At 52.9% G+C, this 12,676-nt stretch carries 7 protein-coding genes; all 7 read right to left on the minus strand.

All coding sequences use genetic code 11. The features are described from left to right. Nucleotides 1–50: 50 nt before the first annotated feature. The gene (locus SH287x_RS09720; protein ID WP_479518517.1) at nucleotides 51–2,177 is read right to left on the minus strand and encodes a PDZ domain-containing protein; all 2,127 of its coding nucleotides are present in this window, start codon (nucleotides 2,175–2,177) and stop codon (nucleotides 51–53) included. A 186-nt stretch (nucleotides 2,178–2,363) separates the two neighbouring features. Continuing rightward, complete coding sequence (locus tag SH287x_RS09725) at nucleotides 2,364–3,515, minus strand: S1C family serine protease (RefSeq protein ID WP_479518518.1); 1,152 nt, start codon at nucleotides 3,513–3,515, stop codon at nucleotides 2,364–2,366. Next, the gene (locus tag SH287x_RS09730; RefSeq protein WP_479518519.1) at nucleotides 3,512–5,485 is read right to left on the minus strand and encodes a S1C family serine protease; all 1,974 of its coding nucleotides are present in this window, start codon (nucleotides 5,483–5,485) and stop codon (nucleotides 3,512–3,514) included. Before SH287x_RS09730 ends, SH287x_RS09725 begins: the two co-directional genes overlap by 4 nt. Then, nucleotides 5,485–6,666: an NPCBM/NEW2 domain-containing protein gene (locus SH287x_RS09735; RefSeq protein ID WP_479518520.1), complete on the minus strand. Its 1,182-nt coding sequence runs from the start codon at nucleotides 6,664–6,666 to the stop codon at nucleotides 5,485–5,487. The genes SH287x_RS09730 and SH287x_RS09735 overlap by 1 nt, the downstream gene beginning before the upstream one ends. 175 nt (nucleotides 6,667–6,841) lie before the next feature. Continuing rightward, nucleotides 6,842–7,945 (minus strand): hypothetical protein, encoded by a 1,104-nt coding sequence (locus tag SH287x_RS09740; RefSeq protein ID WP_479518521.1) that lies wholly within the window; start codon nucleotides 7,943–7,945, stop codon nucleotides 6,842–6,844. Then, a complete protein-coding gene (locus SH287x_RS09745; RefSeq protein WP_479518522.1) occupies nucleotides 7,945–9,933 on the minus strand; it encodes a coiled-coil domain-containing protein in 1,989 nt (662 codons plus the stop codon). Before SH287x_RS09745 ends, SH287x_RS09740 begins: the two co-directional genes overlap by 1 nt. 223 nt (nucleotides 9,934–10,156) lie before the next feature. Beyond that, nucleotides 10,157–12,622 carry an ABC transporter permease gene (locus SH287x_RS09750; RefSeq protein WP_479518523.1) on the minus strand — a complete coding sequence of 822 codons (2,466 nt, stop codon included), beginning with the start codon at nucleotides 12,620–12,622 and terminating at the stop codon, nucleotides 10,157–10,159. Nucleotides 12,623–12,676: the final 54 nt, after the last annotated feature.

A 12,676-nucleotide genomic window follows, 5' to 3' on the forward strand; every position in this document is an offset into this window, starting at 1 on the left:
ATGTGACTTCGCAAAGTCACGGAGAAATCCACAAAATCCACTTAATGGGATTAAAAGCGATCCAGTTGATCCAGCCAGAGGCCTGCTCGTTCGGCCCACTCATCTTGGGGAAAATCGCTTCCGTCCCCCGAAAGTGATTGAGTCGATACGGAGAATTTTTTCTCTTGAAGTGCCTCGACGAGTTTTTTCAATGCCCCAGCAGCACGGCTTCCTTCGGGAATTGCGATATTCAAATGCAACCGGGCCGCTGGATCGCGTTCTGGTGGCAGGCCTGCGGTCGGGCCTCCGATCAAGAGGAGGCCTCGATATAGAGAAGGATCTTTGAATGCGAGAAAAGACGCCAGTTTCGTGGAATCGGTGTGGCCCATAAGCACAATTCGCGATCGGTCAATGGGGAACTCAGTCTGAACGTGCTCGACCAAAGCCTTCAAAAAATCAACGTCTTCAGGTGTCCACCCCTGCCCCTCGGCTTTCGGGCCGATCAGCATGAGTTGCCGTCGATCGCACTGTGCCTTCAATGATTTAAGAACAGCGGCTTCCATTGAGTTACCGTTCGGGTGAATCCAAAGAATCAGCCCATGCGGCGTTTTTCCCAATGTGCTGGGAGGAGCATATCCCCAGTATTCCCGGCCGTTAACCGCCAGCTTCGATTGGAACCGCCCTTTTGCTTTGGGATCGCCAGCCTTTGCTGGCTCAGATGGCTCAATCGCCATGGCGGGAAGATCCTTCGGTACTGCAAAGGGTTGCCCTGCCAAGGTGATTTCAACGTCCAATGATTGGCCAGTTTCTCCAGCCTCGGAACGCTGAATGGTCAGCTTCAGTTTGTCGCCCGGCTTGAGACGATCAAAGATCAGTCGCAGTTCCTCTGGACTTTTAACAGCCTGACCACCCGCATGCGTAATGACATCATTGCGGCGGAGATTGGCAATAGCGGCAGGGCTGTCCGGAAAGACTGCTCGGATCTTCATTGACTCCGAAGTCGCGCGCTCGGTCTCCATGCTACCCTGTTGAGAATGTGTCAATGGTGAGCGATTGAGAAGAAAGCCCGCCGTGGCTTCATCCCAGGGGGGAATTTCCGCCACCAGATTGATGGTGGATTCGTAGGATTCTTCTTTTCCTTGACGTTGTAATTTGAGCTTTAACGAATCCCCGGCATATTTCCGGCCCAGAACATGCTTGAGGTTGCCTAAGCGATCAATCGGCTTTTCATCCGCAGCCACAATCGTATCACCGGGACGAATTCCCGCCGCTGAAGCAGGTGATTGAAATCGAACTCGTTCAACGACAGGCTGTTCTCCCGAGAGGCCATTTTCCTTAAAAGAGACTCCCATCAAGCCCGGCTTGAGATTTTCTCCGTTCTTAAGACGTGCGAGAGAATCCACGAGGTCAGCAGCAGGAATGGCAAAACCAATGCCTGAGTCATACCACTCAAAACCACTGGTGACCGATTGAGATTGCGGAGAAAGAGGAACCAGCAAGCCTGTCATTCTGCCACGAAGATCGATCAAAGGCCCGCCATAATTCACGGGTGAAACCTTGGCGTCAGTCTGAATGGCTTTTCCCCAGACGCGATTTTTCGCGCTGATCACACCAATCGAGAGGCTCGGCTCAGTGGGAGACAACGACCGCCCTAATGCCAGCGACCAGGCACCCACCTGGACTTCTTCCGACGGAGCAATTTCAGGGACAGGCAAATTGTCAGCATCAATTTTCAGCAGAGCCGTCATTCGTAAGGTGTCGGTGGCGATCAATTGAGCGGGAAATTTTCGGCCGTCAGCCAAAGTCACCAGAATGGATGTCGGCTTGGTAACGAAATTAAAAGCACTGGTGATGATCCAACCCTCAGGGGCCACAATCACTCCGCTGGTAGCCCCGTTGACAGCCAGAATTCCATCGACTTCATCCAGCCCTCCGACAGTTTCAATTCGGACAATCGATGGTGCAATCAAGACGACTGCACTGCGAAAGGCCCGCTCTTCGGCCAGCTCCAGCTGACGACTTTGCTGAATGACAGTCGCTTCTGTCTGGGCAGCAGGGATCAATCCCGGCAGTAAACGTGGCTGTGCCGCTTGTCCCATGAGTGGCTGACAAACCAGCCAACCTGCAAGACATGACGCCAACAGGGAAAGCGTCCTTGTGCCAAACACGTGGCGCATTTCCAGACAAAATTTCACCATGCGAGAAGTCCCGAGAAAAGTTCTGTGTCTCGATGGGAAGTCGAGTCCATGAATCGACGGATCAATGACTGTCTCAGAAGGCATGGCGATCATTCTCAACGCGATCTTTATTGAGGAGACAGGGGATCATCAACGAAAGACAGATGAATGAGAGGTGGCCCCTGCCAATCAGGTGAAACCGGCGCATCATCGTCGGGGCGGTGCTGTGGGACGGGTTTTACGAGGGACTGGTAACTCCATGGACAGCAACTGATTTTCCCGGCGTACAATCAATTTTAGACGGCCACCACTCTCCAGACGATCGATGACTGACAAAAATTCCTGACACGATTGAATGAGTTCGTCGCCCACAAACACAATGAGATCATTGGGCTGCATGCCTGCCGCTTCTGCTGAGGATTTTTCCAGAACGCGATCGATATAGGCCGGAGTGCGTGCGACAATATTGGGCAGCATGACAATTCCAAAATCGGCCGGTGTGAACAGCGGCAGGCTGGCCATGGCGGCAGGTTTGTCGAAATCACTCGACTTGCGAAAGTTCCCGGTCATCAATTCATCAATCGCGGTTTCCAGTCGACTGATCGGGATCGCGTAATTCACCCAGGTATTGAGTTCAGAGTTCTTCACTTCCTTCCCAATCATCCCCAGCAGGCGGCCATCGACCGTGGTGATGACACCACCCCCTGCCCCAGGGTTATTGGTGATCGCGTCAATGACGTAGACGTCGCCGGGAAAGGACGTCTCATAGGCTCCACGGCGAATTGGCAGTCGCGTGCGGGCGGCAACGACTCCCTGAATGACCGAAACCGGTTCATCTCCTGTCGCGACTTTAAACATATTGCTGAAAGCCACCACGCGGGTTCCCGCACTGACATCCGGAAGGTTTTTGACATCAAAATAAGGGAGATTCGTTTCTTCAATCTTAATCATCGCCAGATCAAGTCCCGGCTCTGCCCCAACGACTTTCCCTTCGTACTTGCGGCCGTCATGCAGCACGACGGTCACGGTATTCTGGTCAAGAACATGATTCCAGACCGTGGCAATATGCCCCTCAGGGGATGTCAGAAACCCTGTATTATAAGAATAAAGGTTTCGTAACCCCCCGGCGCCAAAGATCTTCACCAATCGTGGTTGAATCTCGTCGATCATCTCGGCGTCAGCAGCCTGAGTACGGCCACCTGAGAGCGAGATCAAACCCATGACACAGATGGTCAGGAACAGGCAGGATCTCCGATGGCCGAGCACAGCGTCTTCAGACTTCAGAATCTGGAAGAAGTGGTGACTGGCTGTCTTTTCAAAGATCGTCATACCAGAAAAGCTCCCGATGGCCTGGTTCATGGCTGCTCTCCTGGAGTTATTACATTTTCTCTGGAGTCAAAGCTCTGAAGACGATATCGATCAAAGAATCGACCCGAAGAGAGCACCTTGAAATCCTGAGGGAAAGGCCGTGAGTTGAACTGACCCCAGGAGTTGAAGCGGATATTGCAAGTGGGTTGCTCGCGGGAGGCTTTGAAATCAAAGCCAGCGATCTCCCCATCCTCCCGGAAGAACACCGTCATGACCGCCCCCGTGCGTGTCAGCACCAGAGCATCGTAAAGTGATGTCGCCAGCGGGTCACCAAACTGGCCATCAATCGGTTGAGTTCCCAGATAGGAAATTTCCGAGAACGATTCTGGCCCTTCTGTTAACAGCCACTTCCAATGAACCAGGGCCGCCAGAAGCCCTCCGCTTGATGGTGGTTCATCGATCCAGAGAGATCCCTCAAGAGGTTGAACGAATGGGCGGTCTGCCTGCTGCATGCCGGCTCCGTCGGGGGAAATCACGAAAGAAACCGGACGATCTTTTTCATCAACACCAGCAAACTTCCAGCGGCCAGTTTGCCCTTTCCATGAAGTTAATCGCTCCAGATGCGCCAGCAACCGCTTTTGTTCCCGCTGATTAAACTGATAGTTTGCGTAGCCCGTTTTGGAATGAAAGAGTGCTTCAAGCTCTTTTGAGAGCTTTGCCGGTTTATCAGGTGTCTCGGGAGTTTTGGGGGCGTCTGGCTGATCAGGAGTTGGCTGACCACGCTCTGGTTTTTGAGGGACTGGCTTTTTTCCACCAGGCTGAGGCTTGGGGCCGCCGGGAGCCGCATTGCTGCTGGCAAACTGCACCAGTTCCGAATCACTATGCAGCGCAGCCAACTCGACCGTGATCTCCTGCTTCACTCCATCGCGGCGGTAAACCAGAGGTAGCGACCAGCCTTTCGGAAAGATCCCCAATACGTTTTTGAATTGATTAACACTACCAATGGGACGACCGGCGAAATTCACAATTTCATCGTCTTCACGCAGACCAGCATTCCAGGCACTGGAGCCTTCGAGCACTTGATCAACCAGGACTTCCCGTGATGTTCCAGAACGAACAGTGGCCCCTAATGTGGCATGATCAACAATTCGTCCTGACTTTAAATGTCCCATGAAATAACGAATCTGGTTAATCGAAATGGCATAGCCGGCTCCCGAATTCACACGCCCGCGTTTCTCGAATGAACCGCGACCATTGATGCCGATCAGTTCTCCCTGAAGATTGAATAACGGCCCGCCTGAATTCCCCGGGTTAATCGACGCATCCGTCTGAATGCAGTCGGCATACTCCAGAAACGTGCCAGCAGGATATTGATAGCGGTGCAAGCCACTGACGATCCCGGAGGTGATTGTCGGTGTAAAATCGGTGGCCAGCAGAAACGGATTCCCCATGGCAAAGACAGGTTCACCAATCTTCAGCAAGTCACTGTTACCCATCCGGGCAAAAGGGAAGTCGTTTCGGCCTTGGAGCTGAATCAGCGCCACGTCACCTGTCGGATCAATTCCCACGATCACGGCATCGTAAAGACGGCCGTCATTGAGGCCACACTTCATGAAATTGCCGGCGCCACTTGTCACGTGAAAATTAGAGAGGGCATAACCATCGGGAGAGATCAGAACGCCCGAGCCACCGCCATCCCCGCTGCTGGAGAAAATGGCCACCACACTGGGTGAGACCTCTTTGATCATGGCAATCCGCTGCTGCTCGGCTGCGAGAACTTCGGGCGAGATGACCTCTTTTCGCTCGGCATCCTCTGCCACAGCCAGATGAAAACCAATCGGGAATATGGCCATTTGCCAGAAAATCAATGCCAGACAGGCAGCCACCGTTTTTTTGTGGAACGACTGGTTGCCATTGCCGGCAAAGACCCATCGATTGGGTCGTTTTGTCAAAGTGGCAATGATCCAGGACAAAGTGATCCATGATAAACGGTGTCGGCCCATGAGCGAGAATGTCGCCATTATTTAACCACCTTTGCATCGCCAAAGTGGATTCGATCACCTATATCAACTTCATCTGAGCCGTAGTCGACCACGATTGTCAGTTCGATAATGTCGGTCATATCCAGATCAATGGCATGGGGAGGATTACCTCGCGCCAGGTCAATACGAAATAGTTCTTTCCCATCTCCCAGAACACTCACTAGAGCGGTGCTGGAGGTTGTAATCTCAGGATCGTAGCCAATCACGGTTTGAAAGCGGCGGAAGTCTCCTCCCAGTCGCCATGTCAGTTCCGATTTGGAATGAACGGCGAGTCCCCGGCGAAAGGTTTTTGTACCGACAGCCAAAGGGCGACCTTCATAGCTGCGGTCTTTCCGGTATTCCCAGGTGTAACCGAAAAAAGGCGTGTATTTGACATTTCTGGGTTCCACCTCGGATAGAAACATCAGCTTGCCGGCACTGTAGTCGATGAGTTGAGGGCTGGAGTTTTCAGGAAGTTTCAAGACTTCTCCTCCGCGGAATAACTCCCAGCTCCCTTTCTCAAATTTGACCTGATCCACCAGCAAGATTTGGCCGTTTCCCAAGTCACACCGCACCATGGGTGGCGTCGCGGCCTCTCTCGAAGCGAACACAACACCAAAAACACGTTCTCTTTTTACGGGGACTTCATCGCCATCCAGGAGAAGCTGCAAGCCTTTTTCTGAGACACCACTGACGACACCTTCAAGATGGTCGAGGACATCCCCCTTGCGAATCACAACCATATCGCTCGTGGTTTTGCGTTGTGAGAGTTCTCGCCAAGCCGCTTCGACCTTGTTATCTGTCGCTCCCAAGCGGAGGGAACGAATGTCTTGCTGAGGAAATTGCAGTTCTCCCATCGCCGAGTGCTCGGCTTTAAGCAGGCCGTCTTTGACTGTCAAAGAGGTCAGCGACAGGCGACTTCCATCGAGAGTTTCGACTAACACGGCCGAGGAATTGGCAGCCGGTGACGAAGACGTAGTCGCTCCTTGATTCGTGCCGACATTGCGGATCGTCAGGATTTGTGAAATGGGAACGTCAATGTCCTCCTCTTTGGCGGTCAGACGTACGCGATCGTCGGTCATGCTGACGATCTTCCCTGTGGCGGGAGGCCCGGTGAGAGGTTCCACCGTGACGTCCGTGGCAAGCATCGCGACAGATAAGCTTAAAGCGGCCCAGTTCATCGGTTTTTGCTCTCCGTCTGTCACAAGTCCGTCTGATGAATCTTTATTCCGAAAGGCGTTCCGTTTTATCAAACAAGAGCGGGCTGTCGGACAATTCAATCACATGAATAAGAAAAATTAGAAGGGGCAGGCTAAGTGAGGTCAACTCCTGATGATCAGGAGACAAGCCGATCTATCACGGAGCCGGTTTGGCAGGTCGATTGGCGAGTTTTTTGGAATAAGCATCGATGGCTCTTCCATAGTTAGGAGGAAAGCTACGGTTGATCAGGTTTCTGGCTTCTGCCTGCTGTTTTTCGGGCAAGTTCCCCCAGGCTCCCTCCTGGGCAAATTTCTTCTTGTCAGTTTCACCAGGTGCTGTGGCCCCTTTGACAGAGCTGTCTTGAGCGGCTCCGCCACTTTCATTGGAGTTGCCTCCTTCTCCACCGCCTCCCCCACCACCGCCGCCCATTTGCTGCTCAAGCTTTTTGATCAGCTCATCGAGATGAGAAACAATCCGCTCCTGAACCCCCTGAACCTGTTCACCAGCACGCCCCAAATCCAGACGACGACGGGAATCAGCCATCAAACGGGCGACTTCCCCCAACGATTTTTCTTCAAAGGAATCCAGATCCGCCAAAAGTAACTCCCCGGTTGAGCGATAACGCAAAGGAGGGTCTTGAGTTTTCTCGAGCAGTTGACTGAGCGATTCTTTAGCGGAGGGAATATCGAGTAGCGAGTGAGCCACAACGGCTCGAAAGAAGAACAGGGTTGCCGGACAGATGACCTCGCGGGCATCCACCGCCTGAAGTTCAACCCGGGCTTCATCAAACATTTGCCGTTCAACGAGCGAGCGACCATAGAGCAATCCCAGATTGGCCCGAAAAAACGGGGAAAGATCAGGACGATTGAGCAGCACCGACCATTCCTCATTCGAGATGACACTGGCCGGCTGATTCAAGCGAGCGATCAACTTCGCAATTTCAGGATCTGCCTGAGTCAGCACATGAATCCACTGGGCATGCCGGGCATCGGCATCCAGCGTGTCGTTGCCCAACAGACGAATAAGCTCCTCGGAATTCGCAGGAGGAGTTTTCAAGCTCTTCAGACCAGCAGTTGTCTGCTCGATAATCACTGAGGCAGGTTTCGGCGAGAAGATTTCCACAGAAGATTCCTGCCCATAGACCAGCCGGAAATTCCCTTCTGAGAGGAACCCAAGCATGGCAATCGCAGTCATCCACGCCACCGTCAGGGAACGCGGCAGATGTGTTAATTGTTGTCTTGCAGGCGAGTCAGCACGCATTACTCGTTCCTCCCGATGGACAGATCATATGTTGCCTTGCGAACCTGTTCCTGGCGAAGTCCGAGTTCCCGTAACTGAGTCACGAGATCTTGATCATTGGCCTGTTCGCCCTCGACCATGCGGCCGATGAGTCGTGTCCGGCGGTTGACACGAAACTGCAACGATCGAAGGAGTTTCAATTCCGCCAACTGATTCACTAGAGCCTTCTGTTGCTGTTGTTGCTGCTGCTGTTGTTGTTTCTGCTGCTTCTCATCTTTGAGTTTTTCCATTTCCTGACGAAGCGCTTCGACCATTTCCTCCAGCGCTTCGATCACATCTTTTTCTATTTGCTGAGTCAATTGTCCGACATCTGTTCGATCCAGTCGCCGGGCAATCATTTGCATGTCGGATCGAATCTGCTCAATGGCTTCGGGAAACGCGATCGAGGAGCCTTCTTCCCGGAGGAGTGTCAACGCTTTTGAAGCCTCCATCACGAGTTCATCCTGCTGTCGGGAAAGTTCCAGCGAGCGCGTGCGATGACGATCAGTCCGCTGCTTTTCTGTGACTGAGGCAATCCCCATGGTGCTGTTGTAAATGGCGATTTCTCTGGCCAGCATGTCACGGAATCTGGCTTCCAGTGCCGCCAGCATGAGTTCCCGTTCTTCTTCTCGCAATTGCCGAAGAATTTCCTCCAGCTTTTCACGGGCTTTCATCAGTTCAGCCAGTGCTTTGTCCTGCTCATCCGAAGCGCCGCCTGCATTTTTCTTCTTGAGTTCTTCAATCGCCCGATCCATCGAACGAATCGATTGTTCGATTTCCTCTCTCCCGGCAGTCTTCTCTTCTGAAGGCTGCTGCTCTCCCCCTGATTGAGGTGGCTGCGAGCGATTCTGTGGGGAATCCTGAGACGGGCTGCCTTGTGAAGGTTGGCCGGGTGAGGGCTTTCCCGATGACGGCTTACCTTGAGATGGTTTTCCTGAGGACGGCTTTCCGGAAGAAGGTTTGCCGGATTTTTCGTTTTCTGATGATGAGGGCTTAGACTCACCTTCCTTGGGTTCACCAGACTTGGAGGGATCGTCAGACGATTTGGAATCTCCCGGCTTTGAAGATGAACCTGGCTTGCCCGATTTGGACGAGTTTCCCTTTCCTTCTTTCCCAGCGGCCTTTTCGTTTTCAGAGTCCTCAGAAGGATTGCCCTCTTTAGAATCTGGCATGTCCTCAGAGGGATCTTCTTTACCTGTTCCCTTGCCCGATTCCTCGGGAGAAGACTTGGAATCACCCGGCTTGGAGGAATCATCAGCAGGGGGGCTATCGGACTCTTGATCAGAAGAGGAGCCGTTCTTTTCTGAGGCGTTTTTCCCGCTCGACTTGGACTCATTTTTTTCTGCGTCCTGGCGGTCGATTTTGTCCGCCAGTTTGCGGGCATCTTCGGCAATCCTAGCCTGACGTTTCTCCAAATCGCCTGAGGCACCTCCCCGTTCAGTCGCTGAGCGTGTGTCCTGCTGCTGGCCGATCAGACGATTGACGTCCTTGATGAGATCCTGCACCCGGGCTTTTTCCCGCTCAATTTCATCACGCCGGTCTTCACTTTGCAGAAGATCAAGGAGTGCCGCCATCTGGACGGCAAGGTCTTCCTGATGAGAAATCGCATCCCCTAACCGCTCTTGTTTGAGCAGTTCAATCAAGGCTTGCATCTGGTCAGGAACGCGAGTTTCCTTGCTTTTTCCAATGACTCGGACGATCAGGTCAGCACGAGCCGGGTCGGTCTTACGCAGGTACTCAGCCAACTGTTGCAGTGTATTTTCAAAACGTTGATACCGCGCGGCCAGAGCTTCCTGCTTCATGGCCAACTCTTGTTCCGTTGCTGAAGCGGGAGTCTCCTGTGCCTGAACAACAGGAACCACGAGAAGTGCCAGCACGACGAACAGGCACCATTTCCAGCAAACAGAGAACTGGCGGACGCAAAAATTGCGAACCTGCGAACGAGTGGGAGCCAAAGCGCGGTGAAACATTTCAGGATCCCTCTATTTTCCAATCAGCGCAGGACGCCTGCTTCCGACAAGCTCCCAGACTCTGAATCAAACCTGCCGATGACTGCAACTCGTCATTAACTTATTTCTGCCATAGAAGATCGGTCTTTCGGCGTGCAATAAATTGTAACAATCAAATGAGCGAAACTGCACCACCACTGAACACTAAAACACATCACTCTCTCGTCGAAGAGCCAAAGCGGAATTAATCTTCTAGCGCTTTGAGTGCCTGTGCTTTTCTTCGTTGTTTGGTTTTTTCGGTCAGTTCATCCTGGTCACCAATCAACGCTTTGAGAAGTTCGAGAGCTTCATGAAACGTTTCGAGTTTCCTCATCTCCAGCAAAACCTGATCCATGGTTTCTAGCAAGCCCTGAATCTGTAAAATTGCCTCATCGACAGGTTCTGTGGGATCGGCATTTTGCTCGTTGGCCAACCGGAATCGCCCGAGTGTTTCGTCAGTTTGGGGAAAGCCGGACTCCATCAAGCGGGAGAGTGGGCCGACAACTTTACGGTCAATGCGGTCGAGCATTTGCGGGGTATCAACACTGTTATTGACCAGTTCTTCACGGATTTCCCGGAAAGACTGCAATACAGAATCGGTCGACTGAGCCGATTGACGAATCACATAAAGCGAGCGTTCTCCACATCCCGCAATGGCTTGCAACAGTTCCGTTTGCTGGGCAGTCTGAGGCTTTTCCCTCGAAGGGATGATCATTTCCCGATGACGAACCAGGTCATCACGCAGACCTTGAACTTCACTGATCAATTGCTCAAACCGTTTGCGTTCGTTCAATTCTCGTGCATAAACAATCGACAGCAGTTCTTCTGGCGACACAATCGTAAAGACAAATCGTTGCCCCCGTCCCACATTCGGTCCGACGCCGGAAATATCGTTTCCATCCGCAGCAACGGCAGAAACGGTCAGTTTCTGCTTAATGGCGAGATCCAAAGGCAGAACATCAAAACGCAGGTAAGGTTCGGATTCAGAGCGGGCCAGCGGCAATTCTTTCGGACGGTTAGAAGTGAATGTTCCCAGCGGTTGCTCTTTTAACGTCGTGTCCGCATCCAGGGTGTATTCAAACCAGATTCGATCCACGCCATAGTCATCCAGCACGGTTCCCGTCACAGGGATGCGGGCCAGCCGGGTGATTGAAGTCCCGATGCCGCGCAGGAGAGTTTCGACTTGAGGAGGTTCATCGGGAATGCCTCGCAGAAGCAGGCGGGCGGGTTCGGTCGCTGAGATTTCTTCGGCATCTGTCAACCAGATGCGAAACTGCGTGTCAGGAGGTAAGGGAATGGCATCAGCCAGTAATTCCAGTGGCTGACCTTTCGCCTGATCTTCCAGCAGGTTGATGGCGCGATGGTGCAATTGAAAGGGGATCGAGAGCGTCTTGCCATCTTTAGAAATGGCGGCCTGCGCCACATGCTCCGGCAAAGCGGTGGGAACACGAGGATGATTTTCGACAGCCGTCGGCCAGACTGCCAGTTGGGGAGAAGTGGTCAATTGAGAGCCAACAACTTCGTAACGCAACGGCCCCACCTGAAGCTCACAACGAACCGTACTGAGCTTTTGGGTCGCAGTGATCACCAATTGAAAACGTGTTTCCAATGGCAGGCTGAATTCCGTGCCGATGACAGGCACGGTCGTGGCCTCCTGACCTTGATTTAATCCCATGTAATCGGGATAGCGAGCCTCTATCGTCAGTGCCGAAACCGTGGGAGGATCAACGACTTCAATCGTCAAAGGCGACAGCGTGGTGTAATCACCGCCGGTCAACCAGAAGCGCGTGTCATCAACCAGGGCGGCAAACGTGTGGGTTGAAGCCCCCTTTTCGTTCACATCCAGATAGGTTCGTCCGCTGCCTCGCCCATTCCCCAGACGATAATCCAGACGGACACGATCCGGTGCCTGCTTTCCGTCAACGGTCTCAATCAGTAACGTCAGATCAGCCCCTTTGGGATGGCGATAGTGGCCATTGCGAAAAGAGGCCAATCGATCACCGGGTTGCACCAGAACCTGGGCCTGCAGTTCTGTCAGGCGAATCCGGTATGTTTCTGCCAACCTGAGATATCCCTGCCCCCAGGCCATCACTCCCCTGAAATTGAAGATCAATAACAACCCGATGGAAAGCCACAAGAGAGCCGCCAGGAGTCCCGATTTTCGGAGCGGAGCCTGATTGAAAACCTGAGAGAGTTCAAGCTGCCCAATGTCATGGTCGGCTTGCTGCAATGTGCGGGCAACCATGGCGTCGTGCATGGGAGAGACGGAACGAACTTGTCCCTCACCCGCTTCCACAGCCAGAATCAATCGGCTGTCGAGTTGAGGAAACCTTTTTTCCAGTACCAAAGCCAGAGATTGTTCACGCATCCTGCGGGCGAGAGCGAGTGTGATCAGCCAGACACCAAACCCTGCGATTACCGTGAGTCCCAAGACCAGAACCAGGGTTCTGAACCAGACCGGGAGTTCATAGCGACTGGTCGCAAAGACGGCTTCATCAAATAGAAAGCTTGCCCAGAACACGAGGGCGGTGACGACACAGACTGTCAGCACCGCTTGCCAGAGCAAATAGCGGCGAATGGATGAGCGCAACCGCGATAAGATCCGACCAATTGTCGATCGTCCCGCAGGGCGAACGGAAATCGGTGGTGCGCTGGCAATGGTCTGTGACATATCGGCTCAGGTCAGCAATGAAAGTGGTCAGAGAAAGGTCGGAATCCGTTGGCC

Source organism: Planctopirus sp. SH287 (assembly GCF_056500625.1).

Bases quoted from the DNA above. Each gene is read 5' to 3' on its own strand.
- SH287x_RS09745 (WP_479518522.1), bottom strand. From the start codon at position 9,933: ATGTTTCACCGCGCTTTGGCTCCCACTCGTTCGCAGGTTCGCAATTTT.
- SH287x_RS09735 (WP_479518520.1), bottom strand. From the start codon at position 6,666: ATGAACTGGGCCGCTTTAAGCTTATCTGTCGCGATGCTTGCCACGGAC.
- SH287x_RS09720 (WP_479518517.1), bottom strand. From the start codon at position 2,177: ATGGTGAAATTTTGTCTGGAAATGCGCCACGTGTTTGGCACAAGGACG.
- SH287x_RS09750 (WP_479518523.1), bottom strand. From the start codon at position 12,622: ATGTCACAGACCATTGCCAGCGCACCACCGATTTCCGTTCGCCCTGCG.
- SH287x_RS09730 (WP_479518519.1), bottom strand. From the start codon at position 5,485: ATGGCGACATTCTCGCTCATGGGCCGACACCGTTTATCATGGATCACT.
- SH287x_RS09740 (WP_479518521.1), bottom strand. From the start codon at position 7,945: ATGCGTGCTGACTCGCCTGCAAGACAACAATTAACACATCTGCCGCGT.
- SH287x_RS09725 (WP_479518518.1), bottom strand. From the start codon at position 3,515: ATGAACCAGGCCATCGGGAGCTTTTCTGGTATGACGATCTTTGAAAAG.